This is a genomic window from Kitasatospora sp. NPDC090308 (assembly GCF_044769485.1).
Lineage (GTDB): Bacteria > Actinomycetota > Actinomycetes > Streptomycetales > Streptomycetaceae > Kitasatospora > Kitasatospora fiedleri.
In genome coordinates this window covers 217,315-238,445 of sequence record NZ_JBIVXY010000003.1, presented here as the reverse complement: position 1 = coordinate 238,445, position 21,131 = coordinate 217,315, and the positions used below count along the sequence as shown (strand labels likewise).

Annotated in this window: 18 protein-coding genes; 5 read left to right on the top strand and 13 right to left on the bottom strand. The window is 75.6% G+C overall.

Annotation, left to right across the window (positions count from 1 at the left end):
• The first annotated feature begins 107 nt into the window (after window positions 1-107).
• The gene (locus ACIQVD_RS08555; RefSeq protein WP_400678779.1) at window positions 108-983 is read left to right on the top strand and encodes a S1 family peptidase; all 876 of its coding nucleotides are present in this window, start codon (window positions 108-110) and stop codon (window positions 981-983) included.
• A gap of 98 nt (window positions 984-1,081) precedes the next feature.
• Here ACIQVD_RS08555 and ACIQVD_RS08550 read toward each other — a convergent pair whose 3' ends face one another.
• The 3 genes from ACIQVD_RS08550 to ACIQVD_RS08540 form a co-directional block, all read right to left on the bottom strand.
• Window positions 1,082-3,085: an FAD-dependent oxidoreductase gene (locus ACIQVD_RS08550; RefSeq protein ID WP_402287048.1), complete on the bottom strand. Its 2,004-nt coding sequence runs from the start codon at window positions 3,083-3,085 to the stop codon at window positions 1,082-1,084.
• Window positions 3,086-3,183: 98 nt separating this feature from the next.
• Window positions 3,184-3,402 carry a hypothetical protein gene (locus ACIQVD_RS08545; protein ID WP_402287045.1) on the bottom strand — a complete coding sequence of 73 codons (219 nt, stop codon included), beginning with the start codon at window positions 3,400-3,402 and terminating at the stop codon, window positions 3,184-3,186.
• Between the two features lie 107 nt (window positions 3,403-3,509).
• Window positions 3,510-3,770, bottom strand: coding sequence for a hypothetical protein (locus ACIQVD_RS08540; RefSeq protein ID WP_100839727.1), 261 nt, complete (start codon window positions 3,768-3,770; stop codon window positions 3,510-3,512).
• 116 nt (window positions 3,771-3,886) lie between these two features.
• Between ACIQVD_RS08540 and ACIQVD_RS08535 the strand changes: the two genes are divergently transcribed.
• Window positions 3,887-4,279, top strand: coding sequence for an RNA-binding S4 domain-containing protein (locus ACIQVD_RS08535; RefSeq protein ID WP_400678774.1), 393 nt, complete (start codon window positions 3,887-3,889; stop codon window positions 4,277-4,279).
• Between the two features lie 46 nt (window positions 4,280-4,325).
• On the opposite strand, the gene ACIQVD_RS08530 is transcribed toward ACIQVD_RS08535, so the two are convergent.
• Window positions 4,326-4,844 carry a histidine kinase gene (locus tag ACIQVD_RS08530; RefSeq protein ID WP_400678772.1) on the bottom strand — a complete coding sequence of 173 codons (519 nt, stop codon included), beginning with the start codon at window positions 4,842-4,844 and terminating at the stop codon, window positions 4,326-4,328.
• A gap of 176 nt (window positions 4,845-5,020) precedes the next feature.
• Between ACIQVD_RS08530 and ACIQVD_RS08525 the strand changes: the two genes are divergently transcribed.
• The gene (locus tag ACIQVD_RS08525) at window positions 5,021-5,443 is read left to right on the top strand and encodes a YchJ family protein (protein WP_400678770.1); all 423 of its coding nucleotides are present in this window, start codon (window positions 5,021-5,023) and stop codon (window positions 5,441-5,443) included.
• 7 nt (window positions 5,444-5,450) lie between these two features.
• On the opposite strand, the gene ACIQVD_RS08520 is transcribed toward ACIQVD_RS08525, so the two are convergent.
• The 3 genes from ACIQVD_RS08520 to ACIQVD_RS08510 all read right to left on the bottom strand — a co-directional run bounded on the left by ACIQVD_RS08520 (window position 5,451) and on the right by ACIQVD_RS08510 (window position 7,517).
• Window positions 5,451-6,053: a GNAT family N-acetyltransferase gene (locus ACIQVD_RS08520; protein ID WP_402287041.1), complete on the bottom strand. Its 603-nt coding sequence runs from the start codon at window positions 6,051-6,053 to the stop codon at window positions 5,451-5,453.
• A gap of 54 nt (window positions 6,054-6,107) precedes the next feature.
• A complete protein-coding gene (locus tag ACIQVD_RS08515) occupies window positions 6,108-6,482 on the bottom strand; it encodes a hypothetical protein (protein WP_402287038.1) in 375 nt (124 codons plus the stop codon).
• A 99-nt stretch (window positions 6,483-6,581) separates the two neighbouring features.
• Window positions 6,582-7,517 (bottom strand): polysaccharide deacetylase family protein, encoded by a 936-nt coding sequence (locus ACIQVD_RS08510; protein ID WP_400678768.1) that lies wholly within the window; start codon window positions 7,515-7,517, stop codon window positions 6,582-6,584.
• Between the two features lie 243 nt (window positions 7,518-7,760).
• Here ACIQVD_RS08510 and ACIQVD_RS08505 point away from each other — a divergent pair, with 243 nt between their 5' ends.
• Entirely contained in the window at window positions 7,761-10,250 is a 2,490-nt protein-coding gene (locus tag ACIQVD_RS08505) for an ATP-dependent Clp protease ATP-binding subunit (protein ID WP_400678767.1), read from the top strand.
• Window positions 10,251-10,487: 237 nt separating this feature from the next.
• The gene (locus ACIQVD_RS08500) at window positions 10,488-12,248 is read left to right on the top strand and encodes a choice-of-anchor P family protein (RefSeq protein ID WP_402287036.1); all 1,761 of its coding nucleotides are present in this window, start codon (window positions 10,488-10,490) and stop codon (window positions 12,246-12,248) included.
• A 58-nt stretch (window positions 12,249-12,306) separates the two neighbouring features.
• Here ACIQVD_RS08500 and ACIQVD_RS08495 read toward each other — a convergent pair whose 3' ends face one another.
• From ACIQVD_RS08495 to ACIQVD_RS08470, 6 genes are all read right to left on the bottom strand, one after another.
• Window positions 12,307-12,471: a DUF4175 domain-containing protein gene (locus ACIQVD_RS08495; RefSeq protein WP_146616465.1), complete on the bottom strand. Its 165-nt coding sequence runs from the start codon at window positions 12,469-12,471 to the stop codon at window positions 12,307-12,309.
• A 77-nt stretch (window positions 12,472-12,548) separates the two neighbouring features.
• Entirely contained in the window at window positions 12,549-13,667 is a 1,119-nt protein-coding gene (locus ACIQVD_RS08490; RefSeq protein ID WP_400678765.1) for a PRC and DUF2382 domain-containing protein, read from the bottom strand.
• 190 nt (window positions 13,668-13,857) lie between these two features.
• A complete protein-coding gene (locus ACIQVD_RS08485; RefSeq protein ID WP_402287033.1) occupies window positions 13,858-14,052 on the bottom strand; it encodes a hypothetical protein in 195 nt (64 codons plus the stop codon).
• A gap of 257 nt (window positions 14,053-14,309) precedes the next feature.
• Window positions 14,310-15,716 (bottom strand): dihydrolipoyl dehydrogenase, encoded by a 1,407-nt coding sequence (gene lpdA, locus ACIQVD_RS08480; RefSeq protein WP_402287031.1) that lies wholly within the window; start codon window positions 15,714-15,716, stop codon window positions 14,310-14,312.
• Window positions 15,713-17,128 (bottom strand): M1 family metallopeptidase, encoded by a 1,416-nt coding sequence (locus tag ACIQVD_RS08475; protein ID WP_400678760.1) that lies wholly within the window; start codon window positions 17,126-17,128, stop codon window positions 15,713-15,715. Before ACIQVD_RS08475 ends, lpdA begins: the two co-directional genes overlap by 4 nt.
• 37 nt (window positions 17,129-17,165) lie before the next feature.
• Window positions 17,166-20,978 (bottom strand): Pls/PosA family non-ribosomal peptide synthetase, encoded by a 3,813-nt coding sequence (locus ACIQVD_RS08470; protein ID WP_402287029.1) that lies wholly within the window; start codon window positions 20,976-20,978, stop codon window positions 17,166-17,168.
• Between the last annotated feature and the right edge of the window lie 153 nt (window positions 20,979-21,131).

Below are 21,131 nucleotides of genomic sequence, written 5' to 3'. Positions count from 1 at the left end.
GTCAGGAGCACATCAAAAACCGGCCCATGAGGCCGGTCCCGATCGCTCCTGCCCGCGCCTCACGGCCCCTACCCCAGGGCCTCTCCCACTCCCCCAGGAGGAGATCTGTGAGGACCACGCGCACCACCTCCCGCCCGCGCCGCACCGGCGGCCGCCTGCTCGCCGTCGCCGCCGCCCTCGCGGCGGCGACCGCCCTCGCGGTGCCCGCCGCCGGGGCCGCCACCCCGGCGCCGGACGCCGCGACCCTGGCCCGGGTCAGCGACTCGGTCGAGCTCAGCGGCGTCAACGGCATCGCCTGGCACACCGACACCGCCACCGGACGGATCGTGGTGACCGCCGACAGCACCGTCACCCCGGCCGCGCTGGCCCGGCTCACCGCGGCCGCCGGGGCGGACGCCGCCCGCCTCAAGGTCGAGCGCACCTCCGGCACCTTCAGCCCCAAACTGTCCGCGGGCGCCGCGATCTACGGCGGCGGCTACCGCTGCTCGCTGGGCTTCAACGTGGTCAAGGGCAGCACGTACTACTTCCTCACCGCCGGGCACTGCGGCAACATCGCCAGCACCTGGTACACCAACTCCGGCCAGAGCACGGTGGCCGGCACCACCGCCGGCTCCAGCTTCCCGGGCAACGACTACGCCCTGGTCCGCTACACCAACACCTCGCTCAGCCACCCGGGCGGCTTCACCGCCGCCAACGCCGTCGTCGGGGAGTCCGTCAAGCGCACCGGCTCGACCACCGGCACCCACAGCGGCAAGGTCACCGCCCTGAACGCCACCGTCCGCTACTCCGACGGCGGCACCGTCAGCGGCCTGATCCAGACCACCGTGTGCGCCGAGGGCGGCGACTCCGGCGGCCCGCTGTACGACGGCACCAAGGCGCTGGGCCTGACCTCCGGCGGCAGCGGCGACTGCACCTCCGGCGGCACCACGTTCTTCCAGCCCGTCACCGAGGCGCTGTCGGCGTACGGGGTCTCGCTCTACTGACCCCGGCGCGGGCCCGCCCCACCGGGCCCGCCGCACGCCCGCCCGACGCCCGCCCGACGCCCACCGGAGCCCCGGCCCCGGTGGGCGTCGGCGCGCGCTCAGAGCGCGGCGGCCAGCCGGGTGCCCTGGTCGATGGCGCGCTTGGCGTCGAGTTCGGCGGCCACGTCGGCGCCGCCGATCAGGTGCGGTTCGACGCCGCGCCCGCGCAGCGCGTCGAGCAGCTCGCGGCGGGGCTCCTGGCCCGCGCACAGCACCACGGTGTCGACCGGCAGGACCTGCTCCTCGCCGCCCACGGTGACGTGCAGGCCCGCGTCGTCGATCCGGCGGTACTCGACGCCGGGGACCATCACCACGCCGCGGTGGCGCAGTTCGGTGCGGTGGATCCAGCCGGTGGTCTTGCCCAGGCCCGCGCCGACCTTGCCGTCCTTGCGCTGGAGCAGGAAGACGCTGCGCGGGCTCGCGGCCCGGACGGGGGCGGCCAGGCCGCCGGGGGCGGTGTGCTCGCGGTCGACGCCCCACTGCGCGAGGAAGTCGGCGCCGCTGCCCGGGTCGGTGAGGTACTCGGCGACGTCGAAGCCGATGCCGCCCGCGCCGATCACCGCGACCCGGTCGCCGACCTCGGCGCCGTCGCGCAGCACGTCCAGGTAGCCGAGCACGCTGGGGTGGTCGACGCCGTCGATCTCCGGGACGCGCGGGGTGACGCCGGTGGCCAGCACCACCTCGTCCCAGCCGGTCAGGGTGTCCGCGTCGGCGACCGTCCCGAGCCGCAACTCGACGCCGGTGCGGGCGAGTTCGTGCCGGTAGTAGCGCAGCGTCTCGTCGAACTCCTGCTTGCCGGGCACCCGCCGGGCGACGTTCAGCTGCCCGCCGATCGCGTCGGCGGCGTCGAACAGGGTGACGTGGTGGCCGCGGTCGGCGGCGGAGGTGGCGAAGGCGAGGCCGGCCGGTCCGGCGCCGACCACGGCGATCCGCTTGGCCCGGCGGGTGGGGGCGAGGACGAGTTCGGTCTCGTGGCAGGCGCGCGGGTTGACCAGGCAGGAGGTGATCTTCGCGCTGAAGGTGTGGTCCAGGCAGGCCTGGTTGCAGCCGATGCAGGTGTTGATCGCCTCGGGGGCGCCGGCGGCGGCCTTGTTGACGAAGGCGGGGTCGGCGAGCATCGGCCGGGCCAGCGAGACCAGGTCGGCGTGGCCGGTGGCGAGCAGGTGCTCGGCGACCTCGGGGGTGTTGATCCGGTTGGTGGTGACCAGCGGGATGCCGACCTTCCCCATCAGCTTCTTCGTCACCCAGGCGTAGGCGCCGCGCGGCACCGAGGTGGCGATGGTGGGGATGCGGGCCTCGTGCCAGCCGATGCCGGTGTTGATGAGGGTGGCCCCGGCCGCCTCGACCTCCCGGGCCAGGCGGACCACCTCGTCGAAGGTGGAGCCGCCGGGGACGAGGTCGAGCATGGAGAGCCGGTAGATCAGGATGAAGTCCGGCCCGACCCGCTCGCGCACCCGGCGGACGATCTCGACCGGGAAGCGCATCCGGTTCTCGTAGGAGCCGCCCCAGTCGTCGGTGCGGTGGTTGGTCTGGGCGGCGACGAACTCGTTGATCAGGTAGCCCTCGGAGCCCATCACCTCCACGCCGTCGTACCCGGCGGAGCGGGCGAGTTCGGCGCAGCGCGCGAAGTCCTCGACGGTCCGCTCGATCTGCTCCGCGGTCAGCTCGTGCGGGACGTACGGGCTGATCGGGGCCTGGAGGGCGGACGGCGCGACCAGGTCCTCGTGGTAGGCGTACCGGCCGAAGTGCAGGATCTGCAGCGCGATCTTCCCGCCCGCGGCGTGCACGGCGTCGGTGATCGCCCGGTGCTCGGCGGCCTCGGCGGCGGTGGTGAGCTTGGCGCCGCCCGACCAGGGCCGGCCGGCCTCGTTGGGGGCGATGCCGCCGGTGACGATCAGGCCGACGCCGCCGCGGGCGCGCTCCGCGTAGAAGGCCGCCATCCGCGCGAAGCCGTCCTCGGCCTCCTCCAGCCCGACGTGCATGGAGCCCATCACCACCCGGTTCGGCAGGGTGGTGAAGCCCAGGTCGAGCGGGGCCAGCAGGTGGGGGTACGCAGCAGTCATCGACGCCTCCGGTCGGGATTTGTTACCCAACGGTAGGGCGCGGTGGACCAGCTATGCAACTAGTTGCACAAACGCGGGCGGACCGGCGGCTCCCCCCGTCACCGCCGCCGCCCCCGCCGGGTGCTCTCCGCCCACCGGACGGCGGGGACGGCCAACGCCAGGAAACCCGCCGCGGCGGCCACCACGGCCGCCCAGGCGATCCAGGCCCGCCCGGGGCCGAGCCCCGCGAGCCAGAAGTGGTGGGCCGCGGCGAACGCGGCGCAGAACGCCGACATGCCGGCCGTCACGGCCGTGAGCCGGACCTGGTACGAGGCCATCACCCCTCCTCGGGTTCGACGTGCGGCACGGGTCCGCGGGGCGGCGGCCCGGCGGCCGCGCCCCGCGGACGGTGTCGGTGTCGGTGTCACGCGGCTGCCCGGGCGGGTCACCCGTGCCGGGGGTGGCCCGCGTCGCCCCCCACCACGACCCGGTCGGCGCCGGGCTCCTCGGACCGCTCCACTATGGTCACGTCGACCTCCCCGTCCCCGGTGGTGTCGAACTGGTAGAGGTCGGCCTTGCCGTCGCCGGTGGTGTCGGTCAGCCAGACGTCGGGCCTGCCGTCACCGTTGGTGTCGGCGCTGAGCAGGAGGTGGTCCTCGCCGCCCTGGGTCTCGATCGGCTCTTCGGTGCGCTCAGTGGTGTCCATGGCCCCCGGCTGCCCCCGGGCCACCGGGCGAAACGGCCTGACCCGGCATCAGCCCGCCCCCACCCCCGTCCCCGCGTCCGGACCGCCCGGGCCGGGCCCGGCGTTAGAGTCGTGGCATGAGTGCGGACGAGACGAGCGCGCGGATCGACAGCTGGATCTGGGCGGTCCGGCTGATCAAGACCCGCTCGGCGGCGGGCGCGGCCTGCCGGGCCGGGCACGTCAAGCTGAACGGGGCCACCGCGAAGCCCGCGCAGCACGTCAAGGCGGGTGACGACGTCCGGGTCCGGATCGAGGGCCGGGAGCGGATCGTCCAGGTGGTGCGCCCGATCGCCAAGCGGGTCGGCGCGCCCGTCGCCGAGACCTGCTACGTCGACCACAGCCCCCCGCCGCCGCCGCGCACCGAGCGCCCGGCCGCCGTCGCCCAGCGCGACCGGGGCGCCGGGCGGCCGACCAAACGCGAGCGGCGCGACCTCGACAGGCTCAAGGACGGCTACCGGCCGTACTTCTGAGCCCCGCCCGCGCCCCGCCCCCCGACAGCGGCCCGCTCCACGCGGCTCACTCCCCGTCGGCCGGCTCCCGGTCGGCCCGCTCCTTGGCGACCCGGACCTGCTCGGCGAACTGCTCGGCGGAGATCCGCTCCACCGCGGCCCCGTACTTCGCGGCCAGCGCGTCGGCGGGCCCGGTCTCGTCCTCGACCAGGTCGACCACCAGCAGGGCACGGCCGTTCTCGACCCGCGAGGAGAGCACGATCAGGCCCGCGCCGCCGTCGGTGATCTCGGCCTGCTCGGCGGCGTTGCCGATCGCCGCGCCCGCGGCGAAGCCCAGCAGCACGCCGATCGGGCCGCCGAGCAGCCCGACCAGGCCGCCGACCAGGCCGGAGCCGACGGTGGGGACGCCCGCGCCGCGGATGTGGCTCTCCGGGACGTCGAGGATGCCCTCCGCGTCGCGCTCCAGCACCGCGACCTGCCGGGCCCCGGGCAGGTGCATCGCGTCCTCGTAGGCCAGGCGGCACCGCGCCCGGTCCTCGAAGCCGAGCAGCAGCACGTTGTGGTGGTGGTCGTGGTGGTCGCTCATCGCGGTTCCCTTCGCCTTGCCGACAGTCGTCCCGCCCCGGCGCGCCGCGCCGGACACAGCACGGGCCCATCCTGCCCGCGCCGCCCGGACCCATGCCCGCGCCGCGCCGCCGGGAGCGGGCCCACGGCGGCGGCCGCACCGCCGGGCCCCCGGGCGGAGCGGCGATAATGGACCCCATGGCCCGCCGACGCACCCCCGCCCCCGCCGCTCCCGCCGCCCCCGCCGACTGCCCGTGCGGCCTGCCCGCCCGGTACGCCGACTGCTGCGGCCGGCTGCACCGCGGCGAGGCCGCCGCGGGCAGCGCCGAGCAGCTGATGCGCTCCCGGTTCAGCGCCTTCGCGGTCCACGACGAGCCGTACCTGCTGCGCTCCTGGCACCCGGACACCCGGCCCGCCGCGGTGGACTTCGACCCCGCGCTGCGCTGGGAGCGGCTGGAGATCCTCGGCTCCGGCGAGGGCGGCCCGTTCCACACCGAGGGCACCGTCGAGTTCCGCGCCCACTACCTGGAGGGCGGCCGGCCCGGCGCGCTGCACGAGCGCAGCCGCTTCGTCCGCCACCGGGGCGAGTGGGTCTACCTGGACGGCGACACCACGCCCTGACGGCCCGTCAACCGCCTTTCACCAGACGGTGCTTGAGGCCGAGCAGCGCCCCGCCCGGGCCGCGCGGGCGCAGCCAGCCGGTGTCCGTGCGGTCGACGGCGCCGAAGCGGTACTTGTACGGTTCGGCGCCGCGCAGGAAGTCGAAGGTGCGCACGCCCTCGGCCGCGCAGGCGCGGATCGCCGCGTCGACCAGCGCGGTGCCCAGCGAGTCGGCGGCGAAGCGCGGGTCCCAGCCGGTCTGGTAGTAGGCGAACCGGTCGGCCCAGCGGAAGCCGTACAGCACGCCCACCACCTCGTCCCCGCGCCGGGCGAGCTGGAAGGCCGGTCCGCGCCCGGGGGCGGAGCCCTGCACCAGCAGCCGGTGCAGCGGCAGCCGGTCGGCCCCGAAGCTGCTGGCCCCGCCCGCGGCGGCCTCCCGGCGCAGCCGGTGCAGGCGCAGCAGTTCGTCCAGCAGCTCGGGCCGGGCGGCGGCGGGCGGCAGCCAGTGGAAGTCGATCCCGGCCGCGGCGAGCCGCCGGTGGGCGCGCCGGTTGGCGGCCCGGAAGTCCCGCGAGCCGAGCCGGTCGGGCCCGGCGGTGAGGTCGGCGCGCGGGCAGGCGGTCCGGGCCACCGGGCGGGCGCCGACGGGCGGCAGGCCGGCGTGCGCGGGGTCCAGGTTGGGCAGTCAGAGCGTCTCGCGCCGGGCCCGGTCGGCCAGCCAGGCGGCCACCTCGGCCCGCCGGTGCGGGCGGGCGGCGGGCCCGCAGTGGTCGGCGGCGCCGGGCCCGGCGCCGAGCAGGGTGAGCACCGGCACCTCGACCGGCGCCCGCCGGTGCACCCGCAGCCGGGCGGCGCCGAGCGGCAGCACCGCCTCGGCCCGCCCGTCCGGGCCCCGCCACACCGCGACCTCCCCGGGCTGCCCGGCCCCCAGCGTGCGCCACCAGGCGAGCACCCAGTCCGGCCCGGCGAACCACGAGCCGTCCGGGTCTGCGGCGACCAACTCCCGCCAGTCGTGCACGAGTTCCCCGCCCAGTTCGGGCGTCCGGTGGATCTCCGGCACCGCCCCGCCCCCTCTCCCGCCCGTCACGTCCCGCCCCTTCCGCCCCGCACCGTCCGTCCCGGCCCGACCGCTGTCAACCCTCGCTGCCCAAAGGGGAGTTCACCTCCCGCCGCGCAGCCGGTGCACGGCCGGGTGCAGTCCGGACAGGATGGTGTCGAAGCGGTCCCGGCCGGTGTGCGAGTTGACCCGCAGGCGGCTGATCCGCAGCCGGTGGGCCGGGGCGAGTTCGGCGTGCCGGTGGTCGAAGAGGAATCCGGTGCGGTAGCCGAGGGTGCGCAGGACCCGGTCGGCGCGCGGGTCGTAGTTGCCGTTCGGGTAGGCGAAGGTGGTCGGCGGGCGGCCCATCCACCGGGTCAGCCGCTCGTGTGCGCCCCGGAGTTGGGCGTCGACGTCGGCGTCGGCGCAGCGGTCCAGGCAGGGGTGCGAGGCGGTGTGGCTGCCGATCGCCACCCCGGCGTCGGCCAGGGTGTGCAGGTCGGCGCGGCTCAACTGCCGCTGCCGGGGCGCCTGCCGGGTCGCGGTGGCGCGCAACTCGGCGAGGGCGCGCCGCCGTTCGGGGTCGGCCAGGTCCTTGAGGCGGCGGACGGCGGCGGTCGGGCCGAGGCCGTGCAGCGGTTCGGCGCGGGCGCCGTGCCGGACCAGGTGGGCGGCCTCGGTCCACCAGTACGGCTGGTCGGTGCCGATCAGGTCGGTGATCACGTAGGCGGCGGCCGGGATGCCGAGCCGGGCCAGCACCGGCAGCGCCTCGGTGAGCACGGTGCGGTCGCCGTCGTCGAAGGTGACCAGCACGCTGCGGGCGGGCAGCGGGCGGCGGTGCTCGGCGGCCCGGGCGACCTCGTCCGGGCCGACCGGGCGGGCGGTGCGGGCCAGGCGTTCCATCTGGGCGCGGAACGCCGCCGGGTCGTCGACGCCGTGGTAGGCGAGCACGGCGAGGCGGCGGGCGGCGCGGGCCCGGAAGACCGGTTGCAGCGGGGAGCGCCGCAGCAGGGCGTCGATGTTCCGCCGTCCCCCGGTGGCACGGTCCGTCGTCGGCATGGCCGTCTCCCCTCACGGTGGTCACGGTGGCGCGTACGGGTGCCGCGGGCGGTCGGCCCGTCGGTCCGCCGGAGTCGAAGGTCATCAGAGTCCCATGAACGGGTAATGCCTGTCCCAAATTCACCGAAGCCCGCCGGGCGGGCCGGTCGCCACCTGTCCGGATCATCCGCTGAGCGGGACATACCACGCGTTGGCATAGTTCGGGGGGACCGCTGCCCGCCCGCCCAGGGGAGTGCCCGCACGATGACCATGCCCGGCTTCGGCTCCTTCGGTTCCGACGACGCCTTCTCGGAACTGCTCAACCGCTTCTTCGGCCTCAACCCGGCCGCGTCCCCGCCCGCCGTCCAGCGCGTCCCGATCGGGCGGCTGCTGACCGAGTCGTCCCGCGACCTGATCGCCCGCGCCGAGCTGCGCGCCCAGGAGGACGGCAGCACCGACCTGGACACCCCGCACCTGCTCTGGGCCGCCACCCGGGTCGAGCCGTCCCGCGGCCTGCTCGCCCAGTCCGGCGCCGACCCGGACCGGCTGGCCGCCGCGATCGAGCGCGGCCTGCCCGCGGGCGCGGCCGACCCCTCGGTCGACCCCGGCCTCACCCCGGCCGCCAAGCGGGTGCTGATCGGCGCGCACGCCCGCTCGCAGGCCGCCGGCGTCTCCTACATCGGTCCCGAGCACATCCTGGCCGCCCTGCTGGACGACCCCGACTCGGCGGCCGGCCGCCTGCTCGGCGCGCAGGGCGCCGACCCCTCCCGGCTCCAGCGCGGCGCCGAGGCCGCCGCCCGGGGCGAGCGCTCCCCCGCCAAGCCCGAGAGCAGGACGCCGACCCTGGACGAGTACGGCCGCGACCTCACCGAGGACGCCCGGATGGGCCGGCTCGACCCGGTGGTCGGCCGGGCCGAGGAGATCGAGCAGACCGTCGAGATCCTCTCCCGCCGGTCCAAGAACAACCCGGTGCTGATCGGCGAGCCCGGCGTCGGCAAGACCGCCATCGTCGAGGGCCTGGCCCAGCGGATCGTCTCCGGCGACGTCCCCTCCACCCTCAAGGACCGGCGGGTGGTCTCGCTCGACCTGTCCGGACTGGTCGCGGGCTCCAAGTACCGCGGCGAGTTCGAGGAGCGGCTGAAGAACGTCATCGACGAGGTCCGCGAGGCCGCCGACTCCACCGTGCTGTTCATCGACGAGCTGCACACCGTGGTCGGCGCGGGCGCCGGCGGCGAGGGCGCGATGGACGCGGGCAACATGCTCAAGCCCGCGCTGGCCCGCGGCGAGCTGCACGTCATCGGCGCCACCACCATCGACGAGTACCGCAAGCACATCGAGAAGGACCCGGCGCTGGAGCGCCGCTTCCAGCCGGTGCTGATCCCCGAGCCCTCGGTCGAGGAGACCGTGCAGATCCTGGAGGGCCTGCGCGACTCCTACGAGGCGCACCACCAGGTCCGCTTCACCGACGAGGCGCTGCGCGCCGCCGCCGACCTCTCCGACCGGTACGTCTCGGACCGCTTCCTGCCCGACAAGGCGATCGACCTGATCGACCAGGCCGGCGCCCGGGTCCGGCTGCGCGGCCTGGGCCGCTCCACCGAGGTGATCGGCCGCGAGGACGAACTGGCCAAGCTCCGCCGCGAGAAGGACGAGGCGGTCGCCGCCGAGGACTTCTCCCGGGCCTCCGAGCTGAAGGGCCGGATCGCCGACCTGGAGGCGCAGACCGCCGAGGTCGAGGAGCGCCGCGAGGGCGTGGTCTCGGTGACCGTCGACGACGTCGCCGACGTGCTCTCCCGGCAGACCGGCATCCCGGTCTCGCAGCTCACCGAGGACGAGAAGACCCGGCTGCTCAAGCTGGAGGACGAACTGCACGACCGGGTGATCGGCCAGGACCGGGCCGTGGTCGCGGTCTCCGAGGCGGTGCGCCGCAGCCGGGCCGGCATGGCCGACCCGGACCGCCCGGTCGGCTCGTTCCTGTTCCTCGGCCCGACCGGCGTCGGCAAGACCGAACTCGCCAAGGCCCTGGCCGAGTTGATCTTCGGCGACGAGGACCGGCTGGTCCGCTTCGACATGAGCGAGTTCCAGGAGAAGCACACCGTCTCCCGCCTGGTCGGCGCCCCGCCCGGGTACGTCGGCTACGAGGAGGCCGGGCAGCTCACCGAGGCCGTCCGCCGCCGCCCGTACAGCGTGCTGCTGTTCGACGAGGTCGAGAAGGCCCACCCGGACGTCTTCAACGCGCTGCTCCAGGTCCTCGACGACGGGCGCCTCACCGACGCCCAGGGCCGCACCGTCGACTTCCGCAACACCGTGGTCATCATGACCTCCAACATCGGCTCGCAGCTGATCCTCTCCCACCGGGGCGAGACCGAGGAGATCCGCGACCGGCTGATGGAGGAGCTGCGCGGGCGCTTCCTGCCCGAGTTCCTCAACCGGATCGACGACATCATCGTCTTCGACGCGCTGGGCGCCGACGACCTGATGCGGATCGTCGACCTGATGCTGGCCAACTCCGAACGCCGGGTGAGGGCCCAGGGGTTGGAGCTGGAGGTCACCGAGGCCGCCAAGGAGTGGCTGGTCGACAAGGGCCACCAGCCCGAGTTCGGCGCCCGCCCGCTGCGCCGCACCATCCAGACCCAGCTCGACAACCGGCTCGCCACCATGCTGCTCGGCGGCGACCTGCGGCCCGGCGACACCATCGTCGCCGACGCGCGGGACGGCGAACTGGTCTGCTCGATCGGCCGCCCCGAGCCCTCCTGACCCGCGCAGCCCCCCTTCCCGCCGCTCCCGGCTCCCCCGCTCCCCCGCTCCTCCGCACCCCTGGGCTCGTAGCGGCACGCACCGGCTCGCACGGCGCGCGTGCGCGCGGCCGCACCGGCCGGGACGCCGCACGCCGGTGTGCGAAGGGCCCCCGGACCGGGACAGTGGCCGGGACGTCCGTCGCGTCGTCCCGGTGTGGCCGGGGCGAGCGGAGGGGCGGCACGAAAGGGGTGCGGGATGAGGGGTTACGGACCGAGGGGTGACGTGCCGGGGGCGGCCCGCGGACGGTGGCGGGGCCGGGCGGCGACGGCCCTGCTGGGCGTCGCCGCGCTGGCCGCCGGGACGCTGGCCGGGATCGGGCCGGCCGCGGCGAACGCGCCGGGGAACCCCGGCACGCCGAGCGCGCCGGTCACCGTGTTCACCGAGGACTTCGAGAACGGCCAGGGCCCGGCGGTCACGCTGCTGACCGACTACACCGGCGCCGCACCGGCCGCCGAGCAGTACACCGCCGACCCGGCCTGGCTGACCGCCTGCAACGGGCTGATCGTCTCCGCGCAGGGCCCGGCAGCCCCGCCGCCCGGCGTCTACTGCGGCAGCTACTGGGCCGCCAACAAGCAGATGGCCGCCGCGCTGGGCAGCTGGGCGGGCGGCGACGCCGCCACCAACCACTCGCTGACCGCCTACACCTCGGCCGACCCGGGCGCCGGGCGCACCGAGCTGGAGACCGTCCGGCCGGTCCCGCTGAGCGCGCAGAACCGCTTCCTGACCTTCTCGGTGGACGCGGCGGCCCAGAACTGCTTCGCCAGCCACCCGCTGCTCGCCTTCTACCTGCTCGACGGCGGCACCGCGCGGGCCGCGTTCAGCTCCCCCATCGACCCCTGCCAGAACCCCGGCCAGGTGATCGGCGGCACCTCGGTGGGCACGTACGCCAGCAACGGATCGGTCCTGTTCAGCGGCGACTCGGCCGGCATCCGGCTGGTCAACGAGCAGCCCAGCGGCGGCGGCAACGACGGCGCGATCGACAACATCCGGCTGCTGGACGCCACCCCGCAGCTCGACCAGTCCTTCGCCCCGGCCCAGCTGCCCGTGGGCGCGCCCGCCACGCTGACCTTCACCGTCACCAACACCGCCGAACTGGCCGCCAAGGAGGGCTGGTCGTTCACCGGGCGACTGCCCGCCGGGCTGGTCCTCGACCCCGGCAGCGCCACCACCGACTGCGGCTCCGGCACGGCCGTCGCGGACCCCGGGCCGGGCACCGTGACCGTGCACGGCGACCTGGCCGCCGGACAGCCGTCCTGCACGGCCACCGTCCGGCTCACCTCGCTCACCGGCGGCACCTACCGGGTGTGCGCGGCGGACGTCACCGCCCGGATCGGCCTCGACCCGCCCGGCTGCACCTCGGTGACCTTCACCGCGCCGGTCTTCGACGCCCGGGCGCACGGCGTGCGGCTCACCACCCCGCTGGGCGGCCTCGGCCCGCTGCCCGCCTCCGCCCACTCCTGCACCCCGCTGCCCGGCCAGGACGCGCACGCGGTGCTCAGCGCCGGGCTCGGCACCGTCGGCACCCTCGGCGTGCTCACCACCGACGCCTCCGGCACCGTCGACCCGGACGGCACCCGCACCGCGGCCGCCCACGCCCAGGTCACCGGGGTCAGCCTGCTCGGCGGGCTGGTCACCGCCGACCTGGTCGGCACCTCGGCCCGGGCCCGGCAGCCGCTCACCGCCACCGGCCCGGGAGCGGTCGAACCGAGCGGTACCACCACCCTGGTCAACCTCCGGGTCGCCGGGCTCCCCGTCGCCGCCGACGCCGCGCCGAACACCACCATCGGCCTCCCGCTGGTCGGCTCCCTGGTCGTCAACCAGCGGACCCCGCTCGCCGGGGGCCGGGGCGTCACCGTCACCGCGCTCTCGCTGACCCTGCTCACCGGGACCAGCCTGACCGTCGCCCAGAGCACCGCGGCCCTGCTCACCACGGCCGACACCTGCCCCGCCTCCTGACACCCCGCACGCGGAGCGGCCCCCGGCGCGTGCCGGGGGCCGCTCACGTGCAGGGGGCCTAGCGGGGCGCGGAGCTCCTGCGGCCCATCCGGACGCCCGCCACCAGCAGGGCGCCGACGAACAGCACCGCGCCGATCACCAGCAGCCACAGCAGGCCCTTCACCAGCGCGCCGACGAAGCCGCACACCACGGCGATCAGCACGATCAGCAGCAACCACACCATCTCGGCCTCCTTCGCTCGTCCCGCACCCGGCGCGTCCGGCGGGGCTCAGCCCGAGGGCCGGGCCCCGCCGGAGGGCGTCACCGGCGGCGTCCCCGACCCGGGTCGTCCTTGCCGGTGTTCGGCGGCAACTTCCCTTCGGCATCCGGCAGTTCGGCCTCGATGCGCTCCTTGCGCACCTCGCCCGTGACGGTCTGCTCCTCGACGTGCTCCTCGGTCACCAGCCGCACCCGCTCCACCGGGACGGCCTCGGTGCGCACGACCGGGCGCTCCCCGTGCAGGGTCACGTCGTACTCGGCCTCCGAGATGACCTCGCCGGACAGCGCCTCGCCGCGGTTCGCCTCGGTGATCGGCTCGCGCTCGAGCCGGACCTCCTCGTGCCGCACCGGCACGGTCTGCTGCTCCTCCTCGGTGACGACGTACTTGCGCAGCCGGGCGTGCCCGGTCTCGTACCGCTCGATGCCGACACGCATCCGCTCCTCGGAGCGGGTCATCGCGTCGTCGTCGCGCTCGGTGCGGCCGGTCCCCCGGACGGCGGGGCCGGGCGCGGCGGCAGCGGCGGAGCGGGCGTCCAGGTCGGAACGGGCGTCCATCCGGCCGCCCGCCGTCGCACCGGCGGCGGTGGTCCCGGCCGCACCGGCGGTTCCGGCGGCCTTGCCGGTTCCGGTGGTTCCGGTGGTTCCGGCGGCGCTGGTGGTCCCGGCGATCCGGGTGTCGGCGGAGCGGCCCGTCTTCGACTTGGCCGCCGCCGCGCCCGCCGCACCGGCCGCGCCCGCGGCGCCCGCCGTACCGGCGGCGGTGCCGGTGGTCGTGCCGGTGCCGCCCTCCCGGTTGGCCCAGCCGCCCTCGCCGGGCTGGTTGGCGGCCTTCCACGCGTCGTCCCAGGCGATGCCGTAGTGCTGGTACAGCCGGCGCTCCTCCTGCTCGGAGAGGTGGCCGCCGTTGTCCACGTCGACGTTCGGCGCGTCCTTGACCTTGTCCTTGGCGTAGGGGACCTGGAGGTGGCCGTCGACCACGTCGGCGTCCCGGATCGGGACGAACGACTCGCTCGAACCGAACCACCCGGTCTTCACGCTGACCCACTCGGGCTTGCCGGTGGCGTCGTCGAGGAAGAGGTGGTCGGCCTTACCGATCTTGTTGCCCTGAGCGTCGTGCACGGGGTGGTTCAGCATGGAACGGATCTGCTGTTCGGTGATCATGTGCTCACGCCTCCTTCACATTCCAGCACTGGGCGCGTGGCCCGCTCCGCCGGACTGAAACCCGCTTCCGGGACACATTCACGCAAAGTGACCGAAATCGGGCGAATTCGCCGTCTCCACTCACGCTGCGTCCCCGGTGCGGACCGTGCCGCACCGGGGACGCCCGGCGGAGTGCGCCCGGCGGGCCGGGCTACACCCCGTCCCCGTCGCCGTCGCCCTCCCCGTCGTCGACGCCGTCCCCGTCGCCGGGGTCCAGGCCGACCTCCTCGCGGTCCTCCTCGGTGCGCTCCTCCAGCTCGGTCTCGTCGGGCCGCCGCGGCAGGCCGCCGCCGTGGCCGGTGTCGGGGTCGCCCTCGACCGCCTTGTTCGACTTGTGGTGGGACACGGTTGCCTCCGGCAGTGGTGCGGACGTTGCTTCCCTCCATCACCCCCCGCCGCCGGACGGTCCGCAAACCGGGGGGCCGGGCCGCGCGGGCCCGGGCGGCGCGACCGGCCCCGGTGCGCTCGGCGACCGTCCGGCAGGGGGCGGGGGCGTCCATCGGCGGGCTCCTCACGGCGTCGGGACCGGAGACGCACCGCCCCGGCGCGCCGCCGTACCGTCGGCGGGCACCGGGGCGGCGGTCGCGCACCCGGAAGGCCGCACTACATGTTGATCATGTGCCCGGCCAGGCCGTGGATCGCCTCCTTGACGGCCTCGCCCAGCGTCGGGTGGGCGTGCACGTTGCGGCCGACCTCGTGCACCGTCAGGTCCCACTGCTGGGCCAGCGTCAGTTCGGGCAGCAGCTCGGTGACCTCGGGGCCGATGAGGTGGGCGCCGAGCAGTTCGCCGTGGGTCTCGTCGGCGATGACCTTGACGAAGCCGACCGGCTGGCCGAGGCCGTGCGCCTTGCCGTTGGCGGTGAACGGGAACTTCTGCACCTTGACGGCGTAGCCCTGCTCGCGGGCCTGCGCCTCGGTGTAGCCGAAGCTGGCGACCTGCGGCTGGCAGTAGGTGGCGCGCGGGACCATCACGAAGTCGATCTCCATGGTCTCGGCCCCGGCGATGGTCTCGGCGGCGATCACCGCCATCGCCTCGGCGGCGTGCGCGAGCATCAGCTTCGCGGTGACGTCGCCGATCGCGAAGATGTGCTCGACGCTGGTGCGGCCCCGGCCGTCGACGGCGATCGCGCCGCGCTCGGTGAGCCGCACTCCGGTGGCCTCCAGGCCGTAGCCCTGGACGCGCGGCACGAAGCCGATCGCCTGGAGCACCTTGTCGGCCTCCAGCACCTCCTGCTTGCCGTCCCGGGTGACGGTGACCTTCACCGGGCCCGCCGGGTCGGAGTCGTCGATCGCGTCGACCCGGGTGGAGGTGAGCACCTTGATGCCCAACTTGCGGTACTGCTTGGCGAGTTCGGCGGAGACGTCGGCGTCCTCCAGCGGCACCATCCGGTCCAGGAACTCGACGACGGTGACCTGGACGCCGTAGTTGTGCAGCACGTACGCGAACTCGACGCCGATCGCGCCGGCGCCCGCGATGACGATCGACTCCGGCAGCCGCTCGGTGAGGATCTGCTCCTCGTAGGTGACGACCCGCTCGCTGAGCGAGGTGCCGGGCAGCAGCCGGGTGGTGGCGCCGGTCGCGATGACGCAGTGGTCGAAGGTGACCATCTCGAAGCCGCCGGCGGCGAGCTTGACCTGGAGGGTGTGGTCGTCGACGAAGGTGCCCCAGCCGTCGTACTCGGTGATGCCGTTCTTCTTCATCAGGTAGTGGACGCCCTTGACCCGGCCGTCGGCGACCTGCCGGGAGCGGCTGAACGCCTTGCCGTAGTCGAAGGAGACCTTGCCGTCGACCTGGATGCCGTACAGCTCGGCCTCGTTCAGCACGGTGTGCGCGAGCTCGGCGTTGCGCAGCAGGGCCTTCGAGGGGATGCAGCCGACGTTGAGGCAGACGCCGCCCCAGTACTTGGCCTCGATCACGGCGGTGCGCAGGCCGAGCTGGGCGGAGCGGACGGCGGCGGTGTAGCCGCCGGGGCCGGCGCCCAGGACGACCACGTCGTAGTGCGTGCTCATGTTCCTCGATCCTTCAGGAAGCGACGGACGGCCTCACGGCCCGTGCCTCCCAGTACACCAGGCCGGGGGGCCGGGGACGGCTCCGGCTCCGGGACGGGCAGGTCGGGCAGCGCGCCCCGGTGCAGCCAGGCGTCCAGCAGCGGGCCGAGCGGGCGGTCGGTGTAGCGGGCGGCGTGCGCGGCGAAGTCGGCGGTGGCGGCCACGGCGTGCCGGTAGGCGGTGGCCCAGTCGCGCAGCAGCCGGAAGAAGGCGGGGTCGCCGAGGGCGCAGCGCAGCGCGTGCACGGTCAGGCCGCCGCGCTCGTAGACCCGGTCGTCGAACATGTGCCGCTTGCCGGGGTCGCCGATCGCCAGGTCCTGCGGCAGGCCGCGCAGTTGGAGGTGGGCGTCGGCGGCCAGGCGCTGGGCGGTGGGGCCGCCGGTGCGCTCGGACCAGAGCCACTCGGCGTACTTGGCCAGGCCCTCGTTGAGCCAGATGTGCCGCCAGTCGGCGACGGTGACGCTGTTGCCGAACCACTGGTGGGCGAGCTCGTGGGCGACCAGCCGCTCCCAGCCGCGCCGCCCGTCGAGGTGGTTGCGGCCGAAGGTGGCCATGCCCTGCGCCTCGACCGGCACGTCGAGGTCCTCGTCGACCACGGCGACGGTGTACCCGTCGAACGGGTACGGGCCGAACAGCTCCTCGAACAGGCGCATCATCTGCGGCTGCCGGGCGAAGTCGTGCTCGAACCGGGCCGCCAGCGGCTGCGGCACCCAGCCGCTCTGCGGGACGGTGCCGGGGGCCCGCTCGGTCAGCGGGACCTGCCGCAGCGGGGCGATCGCCAGCCCGACCAGGTAGGGGGCGGTGGGCGCGGGCTGCTCGTAGACCCAGGTGGTGGCGGAGGAGCGGGTGGTGCGGCTGAGCAGGCGCCCGCCGGTGACCACGGCGTACGGGGTCGCGGTGGTCACCGTCAGCTGGTAGGCGGCCTTGTCGGCGGGCCGGTCGTTGCAGGGGAACCAGGACGGGGCGCCGACCGGCTGGGAGGCGACCAGCGCGCCGTCGGTGATCTCCTCGAAGCCGATCCCGCCCCAGGGGCTGCGCACCGGGCGCGGGTTGCCGGACCAGTGCACCTCGCAGGTGAACACCGCCCCGGCGGCGGGGGCCTTGGCGGGCCTGATCCGGAGCTTGCCGTCCCGGTGCGCGTAGTGCGCGGCCTTCCCGTCGACCAGCACCCGGCCGATCCGGAAGTCGGCCAGGTCGAGGGTGAACTCGCGCAGCGGCTCGGGCCCGGCGATGGCGGCGATCCGGGCGGAGGCGGCCAGCCGGTTGGGGCCGGGCCGGTAGTCGAGGGCGAGTTCGTAGCGGTGGGCGCGGTAGCGCGGGTCCCCGTGCCGGGGGAAGTACGGGTCGGCGGCGGGGGCCGGCTTGGAGCTCAACGCGGGGGGTCCTCCTGGCGCGGGGGCGGTCACTGCTTTACTGCCAGGCTTCGATCGGGTTGCCGAGCCAGCGGGTGTCGGCGGGCACCGTCTCGGCCCGCATCACCAGCGAGGCCGGGCCGAGGGTGGAGCGCTCGCCGACGGTGCTGCCGGGCAGCACGATCCCGCCCGGGCCCAGGGTGGCGCCCGCGCGGAGCTCCACAGTATCCAGCCGCATGATCCGGTCGTGGAAGAGGTGGGTCTGCAGCACGCAGCCGCGGTTGACGCTGACGCCGTCGCCGAGGGTGACCAGGTCGGCCTCGGGCAGCCAGTAGCTCTCGCACCACACGCCGCGGCCGATCCGCGCGCCGAGCGCGCGCAGCCACAGGTTCATCAGCGGGGTGCCGGCGGTGCGGCCGACCAGCCAGGGCACCGCGAGCACCTCGGTGAAGGTGTCGGCCAGCTCGTTGCGCCAGACGAAGCCGGACCACAGCGGGTGCTCGACCGCCCGGAACCGGCCGACCAGCAGCCACTTGGCGGCGGCGGAGACCAGGCAGGCGGCCAGGCCCGCGGCCAGCAGCACCAGGCCCGACAGCAGCGGCGCGTCCAGGGCGCAGAGCGCGGCGGCGGTGAGCACGGCCAGCGCGGCGGAGGCGAGCACCGGGACGATCCGGGCCAGTTCGGTCAGGCCGCGGGCCCAGCGCAGCCGGGCGGGCGGCTCGTAGGTGAGGGCGAGGTCGGCGGTGTCGGCGGCCCGGGGCAGCTTGACCGGTGGCATGCCCAGGTAGGAGCTGCCGCGCTTGGCCTTCTTGGGCGTCGCGGACAGCACCCCGACCAGGCCGCGGTCGGGGACGGCCCGGCCGGGCGCGGTCATCCCGGAGTTGCCGAGGAAGGCCCGCTCGCCGATCTCGGCCCGCCCGATCCGCAGCCAGCCGCCGCCCAGCTCGTACGGGGCGATCAGGGTGTCGTCGGCGAGGAAGGCGCCGTCGCCGACCTTGGTCAGGCTGGGCAGCGCCAGCACGGTGGAGACCTCCGCGCCCTTGCCGACCCGCATGCCCAGCAGCCGCAGCCAGACCGGGGTGATCAGCCCGGCGTACAGCGGGAACAGCGTCTCGCGGGCCAGGTCCATCAGCTGGCTGACCGTCCACGCCTGCCAGCCGACCCGGCCGTGCAGCGGGTGGTAGCCGGTGCGCAGGCCGAGCGAGAGCAGCCGGACGCCCGCCAGCACGAGCGCGGCGTAGGCCAGCCCGTAGGCGAGGGTGGCGGGGACGAGGGCGGTCAGGGCGCCGCGGACGGCCGCCTCCGGGCCGTCGCCGGGGTGGACGAACCGGCCGGCGATCAGCAGCGCGGGCAGCGCGGCGAGCAGCGGCAGCAGGGAGAGCGCGAAGCCGGTGGCGCCGTAGGCGGCGGCCCAGCGGCGGGTGCGCGGGGGGCGCTGCTCGGGCCAGCCGCGCTGGGCCTTGCCGGTCTTGGCGGCGGGCGCGCCGGCCCAGCGCTGGCCGGTGGGGACGGCGCCGGTGACGCCGGAGCCGGGGGCGATCTCGGCGCGCTTGCCGATCTTGGCGCCGGGCAGCAGGGTCGAGCGGGTGCCGACCACGGCGCCCGCGCCGATCCGCAGCGCGCCGATCTCCAGCCGGTCGCCGTCCAGCCAGTGGCCGGACAGGTCGACCTCGTTCTCGACCGCGCAGCCCTTGCCCAGGCGCAGCAGGCCGGTGACCGGTGGCAGGGCGTGCAGGTCGACGTCGGGGGCGACCCGGCAGCCGAGCGCCCGGGCGTAGCGGATCAGCCAGGAGCCGGAGAGGCCGACCGCGCCGGAGGCTTCGGCGAGCCGTTCGGCGGCCCACAGCCGCAGGTGGACGGAGCCGCCGCGCGGATAGCTGCCGGAGCCGACGCCGCGCAGCAGCAGCCGGGCGCCGCCGGCGGCGATCGCCAGCCGGCCGGGCGCGGAGTACAGCAGCAGGGCGCCGGCGGCCAGCAGCCACCAGGGCGCGCGGGGGGCCCACGGGTAGTCGCCGAGCAGGTGCAGGACGGTGCCGAGCGCGCCGAGGGCGAGCGACCAGCGCAGGCCGGTGAGGGTGGCCAGCGGCAGCGTCAGCAGCAGTTGCAGCGCCTGGGCGCGGCGGGGCACGGGGGCGACGGTGCGGGCCGCTCCCCCGGACTGGGCGGACTTCTCCAGCAGCCGGGCGAGCTTGCGCAGGGTGGGCTGCTGGTAGACGTCGAGGACGGAGGCGGCCGGGTAGCGGGCGCGCAGCAGGGTGGTGAGCTGGGCGGCGGCCAGCGAGCCGCCGCCGATCGCGAAGAAGTCGTCGTCGGCGCCGCGCACCGGGGTGCCGAGGATCTGCGTCCACTGCTCGGCCAGCCACGCCTCGGTGCCGTAGAGCTGCTCGGCGGGCCCGGCGGTCTCCAGCTCGGGCAGCGGCCAGGGCAGCGCGTCCCGGTCGACCTTGCCGGAGGTGCGGGTGGGCAGGTGGTCGACGGGGGCGAGCAGCGGGACGAGGGCGGCGGGCAGTTCGGCGCGCAGCCGGGCGACGGCGGCGTCCCGGTCGAAGCCGTCCTGGGTGACCAGGTAGCCGACCAGCAGCTGGTTGCCGCCGCGGGCGGTGCGCACGGCGGCGGCGGCGCCGGAGACGGCGGGCAGCGCCTGGAGGGCCGCGTCGACCTCGCCGAGCTCGATCCGCCGGCCGCCGAGCTTGATCTGTTCGTCGGCGCGGCCGAGGAAGACCAGGCCCTCGGGTTCGGCGCGCACCAGGTCGCCGGAGCGGTAGGCGCGCTCCCAGCCGAGGGATTCCAGCGGGGCGTACTTCTCGGCGTCCTTGGCCGGGTCGAGGTAGCGGGCCAGGCCGACGCCGCCGATCACCAGCTGGCCGCTGCCGCCCATCGGGACGGGCTCGCCGGCCTCGTCGACGACGGCCAGCTCCCAGCCGTCCAGCGGCAGGCCGATCCGGACCGGGGGCCGGCCGGTCAGCAGGGCGCCGCAGGCGATCACGGTGGCCTCGGTGGGGCCGTAGGTGTTCCACACCTCGCGGCCCTCGGTGACCAGGCGCTCGGCGAGTTCGGGCGGGCACGCCTCGCCGCCGAAGATCAGCAGCCGGACCTCGTTGAGCGCCTCGGCGGGCCAGAGCGCGGCCAGGGTCGGGACGGTGGAGATCACGGTGATCTCCTGCTCGGCCAGCCACGGCCCGAGGTCGGCGCCGGAGCGGACCTGGGCGCGCGGGACGGGCACCAGGCAGGCGCCGTGCCGCCAGGCCAGCCACATCTCCTCGCAGGAGGCGTCGAAGGCCACCGACAGCCCGGCCATCACCCGGTCGCCGGGGCCGATCGGCTCCTCCCGGAGGAACATCGCGGCCTCGGCGTCGACGAACGCGGCGGCGCTGCGGTGGGTGACGGCGACGCCCTTGGGCCTGCCGGTGGAGCCGGAGGTGAAGATGATCCAGGCGTCGTGCTCCGGACCGGGCTCCCGGGCCTCGTGGCCGGAGGGCTTGACCTTCTCCAGCCGGTGGTCGGCACCGATCACCGCGTTCACGTCGGCCTCGCCGAAGACCAGCTCGGCCCGCTCGTCCGGGTCCTCGAAGTCCACCGGCACGTAGGCGGCGCCCGCGGCCAGCACCGCCAGGATCGCCACGTACAGCTGGTTGCCGCCGGAGGGCACCCGGACGCCGACCCGGTCGCCGAGGCCGACGCCCGCCCGGGCCAGGTGCCGGCGGACCCGCTCCACCTCGGTGAGCAGCGCCGCGTAGCTGAGCGTCTCGCGCCCGTCGTCCAGGGCCGGCTCCTGCGGGTGGGCGGCGGCGGTGGCGGCCAGCACGTCGACCAGGGTGCGCGGCGCGGGGGCGGCCTGGGCGCGGAACAGCGCGGTATCGGGAACGGTCATCACGGCCACACGGTCCTCGTCCTGGGTTCCCCGGCGGTCAACCGAAGGCGTCGAAAGCAAGACAACCTGGGCAAGTTTACCGGTCAGGCGGGGTGCGGGGCCGGAGGCGGCGGGCCGGCGGACCGGTGGGCGGGGGGCCGGGACGGCGGGCGG